This is a genomic window from Streptomyces roseoviridis, assembly GCF_039535235.1.
Taxonomy (GTDB): domain Bacteria; phylum Actinomycetota; class Actinomycetes; order Streptomycetales; family Streptomycetaceae; genus Streptomyces; species Streptomyces roseoviridis.
Window position 1 is genome coordinate 496,213 of the sequence record NZ_BAAAWU010000001.1, and the last position, 18,353, is coordinate 514,565.

The 18,353-nt window shown below is 74.7% G+C and carries 17 protein-coding genes; 2 read left to right on the forward strand and 15 right to left on the reverse strand.

Annotation, left to right across the window (positions count from 1 at the left end; translation table 11 throughout):
- Positions 1-124: 124 nt before the first annotated feature.
- The 10 genes from ABD954_RS02250 to ABD954_RS02295 all read right to left on the reverse strand — a co-directional run bounded on the left by ABD954_RS02250 (position 125) and on the right by ABD954_RS02295 (position 10,085).
- Positions 125-757, reverse strand: a complete 633-nt coding sequence (locus ABD954_RS02250) for a hypothetical protein (RefSeq protein WP_345484013.1) — start codon at positions 755-757, stop codon at positions 125-127.
- The gene (locus ABD954_RS02255) at positions 754-1,461 is read right to left on the reverse strand and encodes an ABC transporter ATP-binding protein (protein ID WP_345484014.1); all 708 of its coding nucleotides are present in this window, start codon (positions 1,459-1,461) and stop codon (positions 754-756) included. The genes ABD954_RS02250 and ABD954_RS02255 overlap by 4 nt, the downstream gene beginning before the upstream one ends.
- Positions 1,454-2,509 (reverse strand): ABC transporter ATP-binding protein, encoded by a 1,056-nt coding sequence (locus ABD954_RS02260; protein WP_345491916.1) that lies wholly within the window; start codon positions 2,507-2,509, stop codon positions 1,454-1,456. The genes ABD954_RS02255 and ABD954_RS02260 overlap by 8 nt, the downstream gene beginning before the upstream one ends.
- 20 nt (positions 2,510-2,529) lie before the next feature.
- A complete protein-coding gene (locus ABD954_RS02265; protein ID WP_345484015.1) occupies positions 2,530-3,375 on the reverse strand; it encodes an ABC transporter permease in 846 nt (281 codons plus the stop codon).
- Positions 3,368-4,360 (reverse strand): ABC transporter permease, encoded by a 993-nt coding sequence (locus ABD954_RS02270; protein ID WP_345484016.1) that lies wholly within the window; start codon positions 4,358-4,360, stop codon positions 3,368-3,370. Before ABD954_RS02270 ends, ABD954_RS02265 begins: the two co-directional genes overlap by 8 nt.
- Complete coding sequence (locus ABD954_RS02275; protein WP_345484017.1) at positions 4,357-5,985, reverse strand: ABC transporter substrate-binding protein; 1,629 nt, start codon at positions 5,983-5,985, stop codon at positions 4,357-4,359. Before ABD954_RS02275 ends, ABD954_RS02270 begins: the two co-directional genes overlap by 4 nt.
- Before the next feature lie 98 nt (positions 5,986-6,083).
- Positions 6,084-7,172, reverse strand: coding sequence for an acyl-CoA dehydrogenase family protein (locus ABD954_RS02280; protein ID WP_345484018.1), 1,089 nt, complete (start codon positions 7,170-7,172; stop codon positions 6,084-6,086).
- Positions 7,169-8,395 (reverse strand): acyl-CoA dehydrogenase family protein, encoded by a 1,227-nt coding sequence (locus tag ABD954_RS02285; RefSeq protein WP_345484019.1) that lies wholly within the window; start codon positions 8,393-8,395, stop codon positions 7,169-7,171. The genes ABD954_RS02280 and ABD954_RS02285 overlap by 4 nt, the downstream gene beginning before the upstream one ends.
- Positions 8,392-9,396 (reverse strand): NADPH:quinone oxidoreductase family protein, encoded by a 1,005-nt coding sequence (locus tag ABD954_RS02290; RefSeq protein ID WP_345484020.1) that lies wholly within the window; start codon positions 9,394-9,396, stop codon positions 8,392-8,394. The genes ABD954_RS02285 and ABD954_RS02290 overlap by 4 nt, the downstream gene beginning before the upstream one ends.
- A gap of 104 nt (positions 9,397-9,500) precedes the next feature.
- Positions 9,501-10,085 (reverse strand): helix-turn-helix domain-containing protein, encoded by a 585-nt coding sequence (locus tag ABD954_RS02295; RefSeq protein ID WP_345484021.1) that lies wholly within the window; start codon positions 10,083-10,085, stop codon positions 9,501-9,503.
- A gap of 63 nt (positions 10,086-10,148) precedes the next feature.
- Between ABD954_RS02295 and ABD954_RS02300 the strand changes: the two genes are divergently transcribed.
- Together ABD954_RS02300 and ABD954_RS02305 are read left to right on the forward strand one after the other, a co-directional pair.
- Positions 10,149-11,123, forward strand: a complete 975-nt coding sequence (locus tag ABD954_RS02300; protein WP_345491918.1) for an NAD(P)/FAD-dependent oxidoreductase — start codon at positions 10,149-10,151, stop codon at positions 11,121-11,123.
- Positions 11,124-11,268: 145 nt separating this feature from the next.
- Positions 11,269-12,048, forward strand: a complete 780-nt coding sequence (locus ABD954_RS02305; protein ID WP_345484022.1) for a VOC family protein — start codon at positions 11,269-11,271, stop codon at positions 12,046-12,048.
- Positions 12,049-12,114: 66 nt separating this feature from the next.
- Here the strand turns inward: ABD954_RS02305 and ABD954_RS02310 are convergent, their stop codons facing one another.
- The 5 genes from ABD954_RS02310 to ABD954_RS02330 all read right to left on the reverse strand — a co-directional run bounded on the left by ABD954_RS02310 (position 12,115) and on the right by ABD954_RS02330 (position 18,315).
- Entirely contained in the window at positions 12,115-12,876 is a 762-nt protein-coding gene (locus ABD954_RS02310) for a PIG-L deacetylase family protein (RefSeq protein ID WP_345484024.1), read from the reverse strand.
- A gap of 96 nt (positions 12,877-12,972) precedes the next feature.
- Positions 12,973-13,866: an SIS domain-containing protein gene (locus ABD954_RS02315; RefSeq protein WP_345484025.1), complete on the reverse strand. Its 894-nt coding sequence runs from the start codon at positions 13,864-13,866 to the stop codon at positions 12,973-12,975.
- Between the two features lie 122 nt (positions 13,867-13,988).
- Positions 13,989-15,110 (reverse strand): substrate-binding domain-containing protein, encoded by a 1,122-nt coding sequence (locus ABD954_RS02320; protein ID WP_345484026.1) that lies wholly within the window; start codon positions 15,108-15,110, stop codon positions 13,989-13,991.
- 323 nt (positions 15,111-15,433) lie between these two features.
- A complete protein-coding gene (locus tag ABD954_RS02325; RefSeq protein WP_425584025.1) occupies positions 15,434-16,771 on the reverse strand; it encodes an alpha/beta fold hydrolase in 1,338 nt (445 codons plus the stop codon).
- A gap of 68 nt (positions 16,772-16,839) precedes the next feature.
- Positions 16,840-18,315, reverse strand: a complete 1,476-nt coding sequence (locus ABD954_RS02330) for a cellulase family glycosylhydrolase (RefSeq protein ID WP_345484027.1) — start codon at positions 18,313-18,315, stop codon at positions 16,840-16,842.
- Between the last annotated feature and the right edge of the window lie 38 nt (positions 18,316-18,353).

Below are 18,353 nucleotides of genomic sequence, written 5' to 3' on the forward strand. Positions count from 1 at the left end.
GCGCTCACCCTCCTTGCGCCGCACCAGAATTGCGGCGTTCGGCGGACAGTGTGACGTAACGGACGATCCGGACGGAGGCATGGCGGGGCGGCCATCCGGGTGACTTTCCGGATCCGGCCGTTCCTCAGGGCATGCCCAGGGCCTCGGCGATGCTCGGGTGGCGGACCGCCTCCAGCTCCTCGTCGGCGAGAAGGGCGGCGATCAGCGAAGCGCTGCCGAAGACCTCCGTGGCGCACAGGTCCCAGTCGGTGAGCACGAACCAACTCCCGTCGACCGCCCACCAGTTGGCCGGGAAGTTCGCTTCTCCCCCGGCGTGGTGGGCGGGGGCGTCGGCGAGCCGTCCGAGGCGGGCCGGGAGCGGCTGCCCGGCCCGCTCGATGCCGGCGTGGACGGCGTAGCACGGGGTGTCGGGTCCGCCGGGGCCGTGGCGTGCGAGGAGTTCGACGAGCCGTACGAGGCATGCGTGGTCGATCTCGCCGTCGGAGGGGCCGTCGTGGGCGTCGGCGGCGGCGATGCCCTCGAAGAGCAGGTACGAGGGGGTGTGCGGCCAGTCGGCCAGGCTGCGGCCGGCCTCCGCCAGGACCTCGTGCCAGCGCAGCCGGCGCCCCCGCTCGTCGCGGATGGTGTGCAGGATCCAGCAGCGGTCCTCGAAGCCCGCGCGCGGCTCGTGGCCGAGTTCGGCGTCGGGCCCGTCGAGGACGGGCCGCAGCCCGCCGAGGGGGTGGTCGTCGGGCAGCGGCGCCCAGGGACTGGTCATGACGCGTCCTGCACCGGCTCGACTGCCGCCCCGGGCGACGGAGTTCGGCCGCCCAGGCAGTCGGCCCACTCCACCGTGCGGTCGCACCAGCGCTCCAGGAGCACCCGGTCGTGGCCGACGGCGAGCAGGCCCGCGCCGGTCTCGGCGCGGTAGGACTCGACGGCCGTCACGAGGGCGGCGGTCGTCGAGGCGTCGAGCATGGCGGTCATCTCGTCGCAGATCAGCCAGCGGGGCCGCAGGACCAGGGAGCGGGCCAGGCAGGCGCGCTGCAGCTGGCCGTCGCTGACCTCGTGCGGGCGGCGGCCGAGGAGGTCCTCGGTGAGGCCGACGGCGGGCACGAGCTCGGCGAGCCGGCCGGGGACCTCGTCGCGGCGGCCGGTCGCGCGCAGCGGCTCGGCGATCAGGTCGGCGAGCCGCAGGCGGGGGTCGGCGGACAGGCGGGGCTGCTGGAAGACGACGCCGACGGCGGTGCGCAGGGCTCGGGGGGCGCGGTGCCGCCAGGCCCGTATCTCGGTGCCGTCGAGGACGACACGGCCGGCGTCGGGGCGGTGCAGCAGGGCGGCGACCCGGGCCAGGGTCGACTTTCCGCAGCCGCTGGGGCCGAGCAGGCCGACGGCCTCGCCGGGGGCGACGCCGAGGTTCGCGCCGCGCAGGACGGGGTGGCGCCGGTCGTATCCGGCGGTGATGTCGGTGAGTTCAAGCACGGGGTGCTCCGTCGGGGTGGTGGCAGGCGACGCCGGCGAGGAGCTCCGGGCGGGTGGCGCAGGCGTCGGTGGCCAGGGGGCAGCGCGGGGCGAAGGCGCAGCCGGGAGGCAGGTTCGACAGTTCGGGCGGCAGACCGGGGATCGGGGTGAAGCCGCGCTCGGGGAGGGCGTCGAGCAGTCCCCTGGCGTAGGGGTGCCGGGGGCCGGGTTCCCCGAAGAAGCGGTCGGCGGGTGCGATCTCGACGATCCGCCCCGCGTACATGACGGCCACCCGGTCGGCCACCCGCCGGGCCGCCGCCAGGTCGTGGGTGATGAGCAGCAGGGCCTTGCCCCGGTCGGCGTGGCGGCGCAGCTCGTCGGCGGTGCGGTCGACGAGCGCGCGGTCGAGTCCGGTGGTGGGTTCGTCGGCGAGCAGCAGCGGCGCGTCCCCGATGAGGGCGAGCGCGGTGGCGGCCCGCTGGGCGAGGCCGCCGGACAGCTCGTGCGGGTACCGGTCCAGGTGTCCCACGGGAAACGCGGCCCGCTCGGCGGCGGCCTCCGCCGCGGCCCGGCGCTCCCGGCGCGGCGTGCCGGTCAGCGCGCGTACGGTCTCCTCCAGCTGCGCCCGCACGGTGCGCACCGGCGTCAGATGCGCGGCCGGGCTCTGCGGCACGAGGCCGATCCGCCGCCCGCGTACGGTGCGGGCGAGGGTCCGCTCGTCGGCGGCGAGCAGGTCGACGGGGCCGTCCGCGCGCCGGCCGCTCTCGCCGGTCCGGGCAGCGGCGTCCTGCGGCTGCGTGCCGTCCCGGGGGCCGTCCGCGAGCAGGGCCGTTCCCTGCGTCTGGGCGTTCGCGGGGAGGAGGCCGAGGAGGGCGGAGGCCAGGACGGACTTGCCGCAGCCGCTCTCGCCGACGAGGGCGAGGCATTCGCCGGCCGCCAGGTCGAAGGAGACGTCGGTGACGGCGGCGACGGTGCGCCCGGCGCGGAGGCGGAAGCGGACGGTGAGGCCGCGGACGCTGAGCAGGGCGTCGTCGGCGCGTTCGGCGGTGACGGCCTGGAGGGCCCGCAGGACCTGCTCGTTCGCGGCGTTCACAGCATCAGCTCCGATCGTCGGCGGGGGTTCAGCCGGTCGCGCCAGACGCCGGCGAGGCCCGCGACGGCGAGGGTCGGCACGATGAGGAGGAGCCCGGGGAAGAGCGTCGGCCACCAGTCGCCGGCGAGCAGCGAGGAGCGGGCGCTCTGGACGAGGTTGCCGAGGCTGGCCTGGTGACTGGGCAGGCCGAGGCCGAGGAAGGAGAGCGCCGACTCGTGCCACATGGCGTGCGGCACCATGAGGACGGCGGCGAGGCCGGCCTGCGGCAGGACGGCGGGCAGCAGGTGCCGCACGGCGATCCGCCACCGGGACGCGCCGCCGGAGATCGCCGCGTCGACGAAGGGGCGGGAGCGCAGCGAGAGGACCTCGGAGCGGACGATCCGGGCGGTGGAGAGCCAGTGGGTGAGCGCCACGGAGACGATCACCGGCCAGACGCCGGGCCGGAACATGGCGACGATGAAAATGCCGAGCAGCAGGTGCGGCACGGACGCGAAGCCGTCGACGATCCGCATGACGAACCGGTCGGTGCGCCCGCCGAGCGCTCCGGCCGCGGCGCCGACGGCGGTGCCGATCACGGTGGCGACGAGCGCCGCGACCAGGCCGACGAGCAGGGAGATCCGCAGGCCGTAGACGCAGCGCAGCAGCAGGTCGCGGCCGACGTCGTCGGTGCCGAAGGGGTGCTCCCAGGACGGCGGCAGGAGCTTGCTGCCGAGGTCGACGGCCTGCTCGTCGAGCTGGACGAGGGGCGGTACGAGGAGGACGGCGAGCGCGACCGCGCCGGTGACGAGGGCCGAGCTCCACAGGCGGACGCGCCGGCTGCGGGTGCGGTGCGGGTCAGCCATCGAAGCCCACCCTGGGGTCGGCGAGCCCGTACAGGAGGTCGGAGAGCAGGTTGCCGAGCAGGACGGCGGCGGTGGCGAGCACCGTGAGCGCGGCGAGCAGCGGGAAGTCGACGGAGACGGCGGCCTGCACGGTGGCGGCGGCGATGCCGGGCCAGCTGAAGACGGTCTCGACGAGAAGGGCGCCGGTGATGAGTTCGGGGACGCGGGAGCCGATGAGGGTGAGCATGGGGAGCATTCCGGAGCGCAGGGCGTGGCCGGTGAGGACGGTCCTCTCGCCGAGGCCGCGGGCACGGGCGCCGCGCACCGGGTCCTCCTCCAGGGCGTCGCCGACGCCCTGGCGTACGTAGAGGAAGAACCAGGGCAGCTGGGAGATCCCGAGGACGAGGGCGGGCAGGACGAGGTGGTGGGCGACCTGGCCGGCGGTGACGGTCTCGCTGGCGGTGTCGGTGAGGCCGCCGGCCGGCAGCGCGCCGAGCTTCAGGGCGAAGAACCAGATGGCGAGCAGTCCGAGCCAGAAGGCGGGGGCGGCTTCCAGGGTGTACGCGGCGGAGCTGACGGCCCGGTCGAGGAGGCCGCCGCGGCGGCGGCCGGCGAGGACGCCGAGCGCGGTGCCGAGGGTGACGGCGAGGAGGAAGGCGGTGGCGGCGAGCAGCGCGGACCAGCCGACGCGTTCGGCGATGACGTCGGCGACGGGCTGGCGCATGACGCTGGAGTCGCCCAGGTCGCCGGTGACGGCGCGGCCGAGCCATTCCCACCAGCGGGTGAGCCAGGGCCGGTCGGCGCCGAGGTTGGCACGCAGCTGGTCGAGGTTCTCCTGGGAGGCGGTGAGGCCGGCGGTGCCGGCGTAGGCCTTGACGGGGTCGAAGGGGGAGGCGGCGGCGACGGCGAAGACCGCGAGAGTGACGCCGAGGAGGACGGGGACGGCGGCGAGGGCGCGCCGTCCCGTCATCCGGGCCATGGCTCCCCAGGGGAGACGGCGGCTCACTTGGCGGTCGCTCCGCTGCCCTTCGGCTTCCAGTCCTCGACGTTCCACCAGGGGCCCGAGGCGAGGCCGTGGTCGTGCGGCTCGGTCTGGGTGGTGAGGTCGCCCGCGTCGGTGGTCCAGCGGTCGGCGACGACGTAGAGGTGGTCGATGTGGGTGAGGAAGGTGTAGCCGGGGTTCTTCACCAGTTCGCGCTGGACGGTGTCGTAGGCGGCGCGGCGCTGGGCGGGGTCGTCGGTGCGTCGGCCCTCCTCCAGGGCGCGGTCGACGGCCTTGTTGTCGTACCAGGCCATGTTGTTGAAGCCGTCGCCGGCGAGGGCGGACTTCAGCAGCAGGTACTGGTCGAAGTCGGGGTCGCCGGGCGAGCCGCCGCCGGCGAGGACGGCGTCGGTCTTCATGCGGGGTTCGATGACCTCCCAGGTGCCGGCCTGGGTCGTGATCTCGACGCCGGCCTTCTTGGCGTCGGAGGCGTAGGCGAGGGCGTGGTCCTGGCGGAGCTTGTCACCGGAGAGGTACCAGAGCGGGAAGGCGGCGCGGACGCCGTTCTTGACGCGGATGCCGTCGGGTCCGGGCTTCCAGCCGGCCTCGTCGAGGATCTTCCGCGCGCCGGCGAGGTCGTGGCGGCGTTCCGTGCCCTTGGCGAACCAGGGGCTGCCGGTGGGGACGGGCCCGTAGGCGGGCTTGCCGGCGCCTTCGAGGATCTTGTCGACCATGGCCTGCCGGTCGACGGCGAGGTCGAGGGCGCGGCGGACGGCGGTGTCGCCGGTGACCTCGTTGTGGGTGGGGAGGGTGACCGTGCGGTAGTCGTAGGTGGTGGCCGCGTAGGTCTTCTTCGTCTTGTCGGTCTTGAAGTTGGCGGCGAGGTTGGGCGGCAGGATGGCGCCGTCGAGGTCGCCGGCGCGCAGGCGGGTGGCGCGGACGTCGTCGTCCTTGATGACGGCCATGGTGAACTTCTTCACGGCCGGGGCGCCGCCCCAGTAGTTCGGGTTGGCCTGGAAGGTGAGCTTCTCGCCCTTGGACCAGCCGGTGAGGACGTACGGCCCGGTGCCGATCGGCTTGGTGGTGAAGGGGCCGTTGTTGACGTCCTGGCGGCCCGCGACGTGCTCGGGGGCGATGGCGAGGACGGTGCGCTCGGCGAAGGGCGCGTAGGGGTACTTGAGGGTGAAGACGACGGTGTCGTCGCCGACGGCCCTGACGTCCTCGAGGGCGTCGAGCTCGGTCCTGGACGGGTTGTTGGTCTTCGGGTCGAGGACCGTCCTGTACGTGAAGACGACGTCCTTGGCGGTGAAGGGCTTGCCGTCGCTGAACTTCACCCCGGGGCGCAGCTTGTAGGTGTAGGTGAGGCCGTCGGCGCTGACCGTCGGCAGGGCGGCGGCGAGGGCGGGCCGGAGCTTCAGGTCGGCGTCGAAGGCGAGGAGGCCGTCGAAGATCTTGGAGTTGCCGTCCTTGCCGTAGCCGAGGAGGGGGCTGAGGGTGTCGGGTTCGTAGGCGATGCCGACGACCGCGGAGTCCTTGGGGCCGCCGGAGCCCGCTGCGCCGTTGCCGGGGTGGGAGCAGGCCGCCGCGGTGAGGGCGACGGCCCCCGTGAGTATCGCGGCGGTCGCGCGGCGGACGGTTCGGGCGGCCATGGTGTCCACACCCCTCTTGAAGATCAACTGTTATTGCGAACTGATCGCAATTAAACAGTATGTAAAGGGGTGCGGACACATGGGGTCCTTACCGCTCCTCACGCGGGGGCGGGGAGGTCCATCAGGGCGGCGACGGTGTCCCGGTGCCGGCCGGGCGAACCGAGCGCGGTCTGATCGGCCTTGGCCCGCTTGAGGGCCAGGTGCGCCGGGTGCTCCCAGGTCATGCCGATGCCGCCGTGCAGCTGGACGCACTCCTCGGCGGCGTGCACGGCGGTCCTGGAGCAGTGGGCCTGGGCGACGGCGACGGTCAGTTCCGCGTCCGGCGCGCCGGTGGCGAGCGCGTCGGCGGCGGCCCGGGCGGCGGCCCGGGCGCCTACGAGTTCCAGCCAGAGCCGGGCCATGCGGTGCTTCAGCGCCTGGAAGGAGCCGATCGGCCGGTTGAACTGGTGGCGCTCCTTGGTGTGCCGGACGGTCTCCTCCAGGCACCATGCGGCGATCCCGAGCTGCTCGGAGGCGAGCAGCCCGGCGCCGGCGAGCAGGCCGCGCCGGACCGCCTCGCGCGCCCGCTCGGCGTCGGCGAGGCGAATGCCGACGGCGCCGCCCGCGTCGACCCGGGCGAGCGGTCGGGTCAGGTCGAGCGGGGAGAGCGGGGTGAGGACCGCCTCGGCGGCGGGTACCGCGTACAGCCCGTCGGAGCGCGGCACGAGGAGGACGTCGGCGGCGACGGCGTCCGCGACGGCGGGAACGGGTCCGTCGGCCAGGGGTGGCGGGCCGCCGGGGGCGGTGGAGAGCGGGGCCGCCAGGACGGCGACGGTCCCGCCGGACGCGAGTCCGGCGAGCAGCTCGGCCACCGGCTCGCGCTCGGTGTCGAGCGCGAGCAGGGTCTCGGTCGCGATCACGGCGCTGGTCAGGTACGGGGCCGGGGCCACCGCCCGGCCGAGCTCCTCCAGGACCACGGCCGCCTCGCGGTGGCTCGCGCCCTGGCCGCCCAGCTTCTCGGGGACCAGCAGTCCGGCGGCGCCGATGCCGGCGCCGAGGGCCTCCCACAGACCGGGGACGTAGGGGCTCGGCTCCTCGACGCGGCCGAGCAGGGTCTGCGCGTCGGCCCGGTCCGCGAGCAGGGAGCGGACCGCCGCCCGCAGGTCGTCCTCGGTCTCGGAGTAGAGGAGGTCCGGCGTTGCGTTCATCGGGCGAGGTCCTTCCAGGCGACGTCCTTGTCGTTGCGGGGCTCGGCGGGCAGGCCGAGCACCCGCTCGGCGACGATGTTGAGCAGCACCTCGGTGGTCCCGCCCTCGATCGAGTTGCCCTTGGCGCGCAGATAGCGGTAGCCCGCGTCTCGGCCGGTGAAGTCGACCAGGTCGGGCCTGGCCATCGTCCAGTCGCCGTACAGCAGGCCCTCGTCACCGAGGAGTTCGACCTCCAGGGCGCTGATGGCCTGGTTGAGGCGGGCGAAGCCGAGCTTCATGGCGCTGCCCTCGGGGCCGGGCTGTCCCGCGACGAGCTGCTGGCGCAGCCTTTCGCCGGTGAGCCGGGCGACCTCGGCGTCCACCCAGAGGTCGAGGAGGCGGCGGTGCAGGTCGTGGGTGCGCAGCTCGGGGCGGTCGCGCCAGGTGCCGGCTGCCTTCCCGATCATGCCGCCCTCGCGCGGGATGCGGGCGCCGCCGATCGTGACGCGCTCGTTCATGAGGGTGGTCTGGGCGACCCGCCAGCCGTCCCCGACCTCGCCGAGGCGGTGGGCGTCGGGGATGCGGACGTCGGTGAGGAAGACCTCGTTGAACTCGGCCTCGCCGGTGATCTGGCGCAGCGGCCGGACCTCGACGCCGGGGTCGGTCATGTCGCAGACGAAGTAGGTGATGCCCCGGTGCTTGGGCAGGTCCGGGTCGGTGCGGGCGATGAGGATGGCCCAGCGCGCCACGTGGGCGCTGGAGGTCCACACCTTCTGCCCGTTGATCACCCAGTCGTCCCCGTCGCGGACGGCCCGGGTGGCGAGGGCGGCGAGGTCGGAGCCGGCGCCGGGTTCGCTGAAGAGCTGGCACCAGACCTCCTCGCCGACCCACAGCGGCTTCAGGAAGCGCTGTTTGACCTCGTCGGAGCCGTGGGCGAGGAGGGTGGGGGCGGCCATGCCGAGACCGATGCCGATCCGGCGGGGGTCGTTGTCGGGGGCTCCCGCGGCGGCGAGTTCGGCGTCGACGACCGCCTGGAGGGCGCGCGGGGCGTCGAGTCCGCCGAGGCCGGCCGGATAGTGCACCCAGGCGAGTCCGGCGTCGAAGCGGGCGCGCAGGAAGGCGGTGCGGTCGGTGCCGGCCGGCGGGTGTTCGGCCAGGAACCGGCGGGTGAGGTCGCGCAGCGCGGCGGCGTCGACGGTACGGGCGGCGGCGGCGTCGGGGGCGACGCTGTCCCGGGGGGTCATGCGCGGGCTCCTTCCGCGGGTCCGTCGGCGCGTCCGTCCGCGGCTCCGGCCGGCAGGACGACCAGGCGCCCGGTGGTGACGCCCTCGGACAGGCGCTGCACGGCGTCGGCGGCGTCGGCGAAGGGTACGCGCTCGCTCACGTACGGCTTGATCAGGCCCTTGGCGGCGAGTTCGGTGAGGGTCTCGTGGCAGCGCAGCACGGCCGCCGGGTCCTTGAGGTTGTACAGGCCCCAGTGCAGGCCCACGATCGAGTAGTTCTTCACCAGGGCGTGGTTGAGGGCGGGGCTCGGGATGGTGCCGCTGGCGAAGCCGACGACCACGATCCGGCCCTCGAAGGCGACGAGCTTGGCGGACTGCTGGTAGGCGGCGCCGCCGACCGGGTCGTAGATCACGTCGGCGCCGCGGCCGCCGGTGGCCTCCTTGACGGCGGTGACGACGTCCTCGGCGTGCCGGTCGACGACGGTGTCGCAGCCGAGCGCGCGGGCGGCGGCGGCCTTGTCGGCGCCGCCGACGACGCCGATCACGGTGGCGCCGGCCGCCTTGCCGAGCTGGACGGCGGCGCTGCCGACCCCGCCCGCGGCGGCGTGCACGAGGAGGGTCTCGCCCTCCTTGAGGGCGGCCCTGCGGTGCAGGCCGAACCAGCCGGTCTGGTAGCCGATGTGGAGGGCGGCGGCCTCGGCGTCGTCGAGCGCCTCGGGCGCCGGGAGCAGCGCGGCGGCGTCGGCGACCGCGTACTCGGCGAGCCCGCCGTGGGGCAGTGCCGGGGTCGCGATGACCCGGCGGCCGTCCTCGGTCTCGGCGCAGACCTCCACTCCGGGGGTGAAGGGCAGCGGCGGCCGCACCTGGTACTGGCCCCGGCACAGCAGCGCGTCGGGGAAGTTGAGGCCGGTGGCGCGGACCTTCAGCAGCACCTGGCCGGGGCCGGGCTCGGGCCGCTCCACCTCGTCGCGCTGCATCACCTCGCCCGGTTCGCCGTTCTCGTGCACTCGCCATGCCTGCATGCGAAGGGCCTCCCGCAGCCGTCGTGGTCCTGGGCGCCGCGCGGTGGGTTCCGCACGGACGGGTCGCATACTAAGCGGTCGCTTGGATTGACGGAACCAGGCGCTCAGGACTTCTTCGGCCGCGCCCGTACGTGCATCCGCTCGCCCTGCGGCCCGAACAGGCTCAGGAACTCCACCGGCCGGTCCCCCGCGGGCCCGAACCAGTGCGGGACCCGGGTGTCGAACTCGGCCGCCTCTCCCGGTCCGAGCACCACGTCGTGCTCGCCGAGCACGAGGCGCAACCGCCCGGAGAGCACGTAGAGCCACTCGTAGCCCTCGTGCACCCGCGCGTCGGGCTGCTCGGCGCCGGGCTCCTGGACGACCTTGTACGCCTGGAGGCCGCCGGGCTGGCGGGTGAGCGGGTACAGCGTGCGGCCGTGGCGCACGATCGGCCGGTTCCTGACCCGGGGGTCGCCGACCGGCGGGGCGCCGACGAGCTCGTCCAGGGGGACCTGGTGGGCGCGGGCGATCGGCAGCAGCAGTTCCAGGCTCGGCCGTCTCCCGCCCGACTCCAGGCGGGAGAGGGTGCTCACCGAGATGCCGGTGGCGGCGGACAGCTCGGCCAGGGTGGACCCGCGCTCGCGCCGGATGCGGCGCAGGCGGGGTCCGACCTCGTCCAGGACGGAGGCGATGCGTTCGTCTTCGGTCATTTTCCTATTGCAGAAATGGCAACTGTGTTTGTCAACTTCGCCATGCGGGGCGAAGCTCTCGGCATGGAGCCGAACGTGAAGGAGAACCCGGTGGACACGGCACAGCACACGTACGAGGTGGTGGTGGTCGGCGGCGGCGCGGCCGGCCTGAGCGCGGCCCTGGTCCTGGGCCGGGCCCGGCGCCGGACCCTGGTGATCGACGCCGGCGAGCCCCGTAACGCCCCCGCCGCCCATATGCAGGGTTACCTGTCCCGGGACGGGATGAGCCCGGCCGACTTCCTCGCCGTGGGACGGGAGGAGGTCGCCGCGTACGGGGTGGAGTGGACGCGGGGCCTGGTGACGGCGGCCGCGCCGGACGGCCCGGAGGGCTTCACCGTGTCGCTCGCCGACGGCCGCGCCGTCCGCGCACGGCGGCTGATCGTGACCACCGGCCTCGTCGACCTGCTGCCCGAGGTCGACGACCTCGCCGAGCGGTGGGGCCGGGACGTGCTGCACTGCCCGTACTGCCACGGCTGGGAGGTGCGCGACCGGGCCTTCGGCGTGATCGCCCACCCCGTCCTTCCGGCGCACCAGGCCCTGATCGTCTCGCAGTGGTCGTCCGACGTGACCCTGTTCCTGCACACGGCCCCGGAGCCCTCCCCCGAGGACGCCGCCCGGCTCGCGGCGGCCGGCGTGACGGTCGTGACCGGCGAGGTCGCGGGCCTCGCGGTCGAGGACGACCGGCTGACCGGCGTACGGATGGGGGACGGGCGGACCGTGCCCCGCGAGGTGCTGTTCGTCGGCACCAGGACGGAGCCCCGCGACGGGTTCCTCACCGCGCTGGGCGCGGCCACGCACGAGACGCCGTCCGGGCGCTTCGTCGCCGTCGACGAGACCGGCCGGACGAGCGTGCCCGGGGTGTGGGCGGCCGGCAACGCGATCGGGGCCCACGAGCAGGTGGTCAACGCGGCGAGCGGCGGCTACCGGGCGGCGGTCACGGTCAACGCGGAGCTGCTGCTGGCGGACCTCGACCGGCGGGTGGCGGCGGTCACGCGCTGACGGCCGGGGCGCCGGGAGGGGCGGCGCCGGGCGCTGGGCCGAGTGGATGAAACCCGGGCCGGCGGGGCACGCGGACCGGAGGCAGGGCCGAGGATCGGCCATGGTGACGGGAAGACATCCCCCAGGGAAGGACGGGACTCACCCCATGCTCGGTACGGACTTCACGACGGGCTCCCCCAGTTGGATCGACCTCGGCAGCCCCGACACCGACGCGGCGGCCGTCTTCTACGGCCGGGTCTTCGGCTGGGACTTCACCCCGGCGGGCCCCGGCGCGGGCGGCTACGGCTTCTTCCAGCAGGAGGGCCGTACGGTCGCCGCGCTCGGCCCGCTCACGGAGGAGGGCGCGAGCAGCGCCTGGACCGTCTACTTCCAGACGCCCGACGTCGAGGCCACCGAGCACGCCGCTGAGGCCAACGGCGGGACCGTGCGCCTGCACGCCCTCGACGTCATGGACGCGGGGCGGATGGCGGCCCTGACCGACCCGGGCGGCGCCGAGTTCGCCGTGTGGCAGCCGGGCACGATCAAGGGTCTCGAGCGGACCTCGCAGGACAACACCCTGGTCTGGACGGAGCTGCACACCGGCGACCCCGAGGCCACCCTCGCCTTCTACCGGGCGCTGTTCGGCTGGCGCTGGCAGGCGATGGACACGCCGGGCATGACGTACCGGGTGATCTCCACGGCCGACGGCGACCAGCAGGACGCCTCGTTCGGCGGTGTGGCGCCGCTCCAGAGCGGCGCGTCCAAGGCCCGCTGGGTGCCGTACTTCGCGGTGACGGACGCGGACGTGATCGCCGCCTCGACCCAGGAGAGCGGCGGATCGGTCCTGATGCCGCCGGCGGACGTGCCGGAGGTGGGCCGGATCGCCTGGCTCGCCGACCCCTTCGGCGCGCCGTTCGCCGTCCTGAGGCCCGCGCCGATGCACTGACGCGGGCGGGACCGGCTCCTCTGCGCGGCGGATCCGGTCGCCGTCAGCCGGACTCCGGGGCGCCGGTCAGCGGGGGAACACCTCGAACGTCACCGCCGGGCGGCCGCCGAAGCGAGCGGCGGCCCGGGCGGTGGACTCGGTGACGAAGTCGCGGCAGTACTCCTCCGCGTCGCGGTCGGTCAGCGCCTCGATGTAGGTGCGGTGGGCGAGGAGCGAGCGGGTGGCGCGCTCCAGACCCGGCCGGGCGTCGACCGCGTGGGTCGGGAGGCGGGATCCGGCGACGGCCACCCAGCGGACCCCGTTCCAGGGCGCGAGGCCCTGCTCGGTCAGTTCGGGGAAGATCCAGCGGTTGCCGGCGTCGGCGGCCGCGTCCAGGGTGGCACGGCCGACGGCCCGGTGGTCGGGCGTGTTCCAGACACCGCCCGGCTCCGGACCCCAGGTGTCGCGGTGGTTGAGGGTGAGGACGAGTTCGGGCCGGTGCCGCCGGATCGCCGCGGCGATGTCGCGGCGCAGACCGAGCCCGTACTCGATCACTCCGTCCGCGTGGTCGAGGAACTCCACGGTCCGCACGCCCACGACCGCGGCGCTGTCCCGCTGCTCCCGCTCGCGCAGCGGGCCGCAGGCGGCCGGGTCGAGCCCGTCGATGCCCGCCTCGCCGCGGGTGACGAGCAGGTACGCGACCTCCTTGCCCGCGTCCGTCCAGCCGGCGACGGCGGCGGCGCAGCCGTATTCGAGGTCGTCGGGGTGGGCGACGACGGCGAGCGCGCGCTGCCAGTCGGAGGGCATCTCTTCCAGCTGGGGCAGGGCCTGTTCGGTCTTCTCGATCATGGCGGCAGGATACGGGCCGAGGGCCCCGGCGGCCCGGGCGACGGGGTCCCCGTCCTGCGGGGTCCTGCCCGGCGGGGCCTGTCCGCGGGCCCCGGCTCAGCTCGCCCCGGCGAGGATCACGGAGCGGGTGAGGTGCCGGGGCCGGTCGGGGTTGAGGCGCCGCCGGCCGGCGAGGGCGACGGCGAGCCGCTGGGCGCGCACCAGGGCGGCGACCGGGTCGACGGCGTCGGAGACGAACCGGGCGCCGGTGGCGAGGACCTCGTCGGCGAGTCCCGAGGGGACGGGCCCCAGGCACCACACCAGGCTGCCGGGATCGCTGATGCTGATCGGGCCGTGCCGGTACTCCATCGCCGGGTAGGACTCGGCCCAGGCGCGGGCGGCCCCGCGGAGCTTGAGCGCGGCCTCGTCGGCGAGGCCGGCGGTCCAGCCGGTGCCGAGGAAGGTGAACTGGCGGTGCGCCGTCCAGGCGGCGGGCAGCGGCTCGTACAGGACGAGTTCCGCGTCCGCCACCGAGGGCGCGAGGTCGACGCCGAGTCCGGCGCGCAGCAGTTGGAGCGCCGTCGTGGGGAACCGGGTCTGGACGACGGAGCGTTCGTCGGCGAACGCGAGGTCGAGGACGGTGTCGGCCCGGTGGGCGGCGGGGCCGTCCGGGACCGCGGTGAGGAGGAGGGTCGGGATCCGGCCGGCGGCACCGTCGAGCAGGGCGGCGACCTCGGTCGTGGTGCCGGAGCGGGACAGGGCGACGATCCGGTCGTAGCGGCGGCCGAGCGGAGTGGGGTCGGAGGCTGGGAAGGCGTCGGTCTCGCCGGCGCCCAGGGACTCGCGCAGGGCCGCGTAGGAGCGGGCGATGAAGTACGAGGTGCCGCAGCCGACGACGGCGATGCGCTCGCCGGACCGGGGCAGCAGGTCGGCCCGTTCGGCGGCGAGGACGGCGGCACGGCGCCAGCAGTCGGGCTGGCTCGCGATCTCGGTGTCGGCATGAGTGGTCATGGCGTCCGGTTTCCTCTCTCGGGGCTCCGGACGGATGTCTATCCCCTCGCGGCCGCGCGCACCATGAGCAATGGGTGAGCACCGCTTGGACTTTCGTCGGGGACGGTGCCACCGGACCGCTGTCAGCAGCCGGTGCGTCGGGCCGCCCCGCAGGAGGCGCGGACGACCAGCCGGGGCCGCAGCTGGACCTGGTGCAGCGGAGAGGCGTCGCCGTCGGCGAGCCGGCGCAGCAGGATCTGGGCGGCGAGCCTGCCGACCTGGAACTTGGGAGGTGACACGGCCGTCAGCGGGGTCTCGGCCACGTCGGCGAACTCGTTGTCGTAGCTGACCAGGGCGAGGTCGTTGGGGACCCGCAGTCCGGCCCGGCGGGCGGCGGCGAGCACCAGCGCGGCCTCGCGGTCGCCGAAGCAGAGCGCGGCGCTCACCCCCGCCTCGCGCAGGGCGGCCACGGCCTGGTCGGCACGCTCCGCGTTCCACTCGGCCATCACGTCGCTCTGCCGGTGCGGCGCGGGCAGGCCGAGGTCGGCGACGGCGCGGGCGAAGCCGGACTCGAGGGGCGCGGTGGTGGGGGCGTCGGAGCGGACGACGAGGCCGAGCCGCCGGTGTCCGAGGGCCCGCAGATGGCGTACGGCGTCATAGGCACCGCCCTCGTGGTCGGTGCACACGTGCTCCGTCGGGTCACCGGGCCCGTGGGCGGCGAGCCGCCGCTCCACGAGGACGGCCGGCACCGGCAGGGCGAGCAGTTCCTCGGCCCGCCGCCCTGGATCGGTGGCGGTGTGCAGGGTGGGCACGAGGAGCAGCCCGTGGACACCGGCGGTCAGCAGCCGTCCGACGGCGGCGTCCTCCTCGGCGGGGTCGTAGCGGGAGCAGGCGAGGACCAGCCGGGCGCCGGCCGCGGTGAGCTCCTGCTCGATGCCGTGGAGGACGCGGGGGTAGTAGAAGGCGGTGTCGGGGACGAGGACGCCGACCACCCGGCGGTCCGGGCGGTCGTCCTCGGTGCGCGGGGCGGCGAACGTCCCGGCGCCCTGGCGGCGTTCGACCAGGCCGAGGGCGACCAGGTCCTCGTAGGCACGGCGGACGGTGGTCACCGAGACGCCGGTCTCGGCCGCCAGGGCGCGTTCGGTGGGGAGCTTGCTGCCCGGCGGCCAGGTGCCGTCGAGCATGCCCCGGCGCAACTGGGCCACCAGGGCGCGGAACTTCAGCTCGCGTCCGGCCGCGGGCGCGGCCATCGCGCGGTGTGCCATCGGGCCCCCTGGTGCTCCGGTCGTCGATTGCGCCGCGAATCCTATCCCCGCGTCAGCGGATTGCTCCCGTGCGGAACGGCGGCTTCGGAACGGAGGCTTCCGCGCGGTCGCCTCCGGCAGCGGGCCCTCGTGCGAGCCACACCCGGAACCGGCGCGCACGGGCGCCGCCGGTCGCGGCCGTGACGCTCGTCGCGCGAGGCGGGCCGCGAAGCCCGCCCCATCGGGCCGACGGCACACGGCGGCCACCCGCGACGGGTCCGGGCTCGCCACCGGTCAGGAGTCCCCCGGGCCCGAGTTCGTCGCGGGTCGGAGCTCGCCGGGGTTCACAGCTCGCCGCGGGCCAGGGCGAGGAGCCGGTCGAGGACGCGCGGCCCGCCGGCCCGTACGCCGTCGTGCTCGAACTCGTCGGTGACCCAGGTGCGCAGCCCGCGGATCGCCCGCGCGGTCTCCAGGGAGTGGGCGGTGTCGACGTACATGTCGTCGTGGTACACGGCGGCGGCGACCGGCACCTCGTTGGCGGCCAGGCGGGCGGGGTCGTAGAGCGGCGGCCAGTCGGTGCGCGCCGCGAGGTGTTCGGCGGTCTCGCGCAGCGGGCGCAGTGCCGGGTCGGTGGTGAAGTGCCAGGGGTGGATCGTCTCGCCGGTGAAGAGGACGGGCCCGTCGCCGGCGAGCGCCCCGGCCGCGTCGAACTCGGGGAACTCGGCGCGGACCCGTTCGGCGGCCCAGTCGGTCGGGCCCTGGCCGCGGCTGGGGCCCTGGGCGTAGATGGCCTCCTGGAGCACCGCGTAGAGCGGGTGTGCGGCGTAGGAGAGCTGTGCCTGGACGGCTTCGAGGAAGGCGTCGGAGAGGGCGGGGCCGGCCGGGGTGCGGACGAAGGCGTGCTCCAGGAGCAGGTGCAGCTGGTTGGTGCCGGTGCCGCCGCCGAGGAGGATGCCGAGGGACTGGAACGCCTCCGGGGTGAGCGGTCCGCCGCCGGGCAAGGTGACGCGGTGCTCGTGGAGGTGGGCGGTGATGCGGCGGGCGCGCTCGACGTCCTCGGGGTGGCGGGCGTAGTGGTCCTCGTTCTTGCGCCGGACGCGGGGGTAGGCGGCCCGGTAGACCTCGTCGGCGGTGGCGTGCAGGGAGGGCAGGCCGCCGGTGACGAGGACGGTGGCGAGGCCCTCCGGTGCGGCGCCGAGGTAGTGGGTGGCGCAGAAGCCGCCGAAGCTCTGGCCGAGGACGGTCCAGGGGGCGCCGCCGGTGACCTGCCGGCGGATCAGCTCGCAGTCCCTGACGATGGAGTCGGCGCGGAAGCGGGCGAGGTAGTCGGCCTGCTCGCGCGGGGTGCCGCGCAGCGGCAGGGTCTGCCGGTTGGCGGGCGTGGAGTTCCCGGTGCCGCGCTGGTCGAGGAGGAGGACGCGGAACTCCGCGACCGCCCGGCCGAGCCAGCCCTGCCGGCCGATGAAGCGGCGGGCCCCGAAGCCGGGGCCGCCCTCCAGGTACAGCAGCCAGGGCAGGTCGGTCCGGTCGGCCTTGTCGCTCGCGACGACCTCGCGTCCGTAGAGCTCGATGGACTCGCCCGTGGGCCGGTCGTGGTCGAGGGGGACGGTGAACCGGCGGTCCGTGAGGACGAGCCCCGGCTGACGGTACGTGGACAGGCTGACTGCTCCTGTTCGTGACACCCCCGCCAGGACAGTGGATCACAGGGCGGGGGTGCGCACCGCTTCAGGGGGTCGGCGGGGTCACGGGGTCAGGAGGTGGGGAAGTCGTCCGCCGTCCTGATCCGGTCGCGGATCCACACCCCGGCGGGCTTGAGCGAGGAGGTCCCGGTCCACGGCCCGTTGTTCGCGCAGGTGCCGGCCTTGAAGACGGCGCCGCTGCGGCTGTCGTCGGAGTAGTTCCAGTTGACCCAGCTGATCTTCTTGGCGGCCATGAGGTCGAGGTAGCGCTGGCTCATGGTGAAGTCGTTGCTCCCCTCCCCCGCGTAGTTCTGGGTGCCGAACTCGGTGACGAAGACGGGCAGCCGGTCGGCCGCGCGGGACAGGGTGTTCAGGTACTCGTCCCGGTGGGAGTACGCGTAGAAGTGGAAGGTGTACATGATGTTGGCGGCCTTCACCGGGTCCGCGACGACCTCGGCCTCGCTGCCTCCCTCGGAGACGCCGAACGAGGACCAGGCGCGGGTGCCGACCAGGACGGGCGCCTCGGGGTCCTTGGCGCGGATGACCGGGATCAGCTCCTCGGCGTAGCCCCGGATCCGGGACCAGGCGACACCGCTGGGCTCGTTGGCGATCTCGTACAGCAGGTTGGTCTTGGTGCCGTGGCGCTGGGCGATCTCGGTGAAGAAGGTCTTGGCGCGGGCGAGGTTGGCGTACGGGTCGCCCGGGTCGAGCATGTGCCAGTCGACGATCACGTACATGCCGCGCGCGGTGGCCTGGTCGATGAGGGCGGAGGCGAGTTCGGTGTACTTGCGCGGGTCGGTCTCGTAGCCGCCCTCCTGGACGTAGGTGGAGACGCGCAGCACGTCGGCATTCCAGTCCTTGGCGAGGGCGTCGAGGGAGCCGTTGGTGAGGCACTGCGCGTACCACTGGGTGCCGTGGCTGGACATGCCGCGCAGCTGGACCGGCCGGCCGTGGCGGTTGCAGAGCTTGGTGCCGCAGACCGTGAGCTGTCCGTTGACGGCCGCGGGGGTGCCGGTGACGGGCGGCGGGGTGGTGGTGTCGACGGCGAGGTGGTCGACGTTGGGGCCGCCGGCGGCGGTGGTGGCGGTGGCACGGACGGTGTTGGTGCCGGCCCTCAGGGCGGCGGTGAGGCTGGTGGTGGACCAGCCGGTCCAGGCGCCGGTGGGCGCGAAGGCGCGCTCGTCGGCGACGAGCGTGCCGTTGACGGTGATGTCCATGGGCCGGTTCGCGGTGCTGCCGTTGGCGTACCGCAGGGTGAGCGTGCCGTTTCCGGCGGCGGCCGCGTCGACCTTCCACTCGACGTAACCGCCGGTGGTGTTGTGGTAGTTGACGAAGCCGCCGCCGGTGAACCCGGTGTGGTTGGACTCGACGACGCCCTGCGAGACGGTGGCGCTCTCGGCCTCGTGGACGGCGGCGGAGGCGGCAGTGGGGGCGGGGGCGGCGGCGGGGGCCGCCGCGGCGGTGGAGGGCGGGGTGAGGCCGAGCAGGAGGGCGGCGAGGGCGGCGCCGAGGCCGCCGGATATGTGAACCGATCGTGCCGAAGTCATGGGGGTCTCCGCGGACGATGGACTGGAAGGAAACTTTC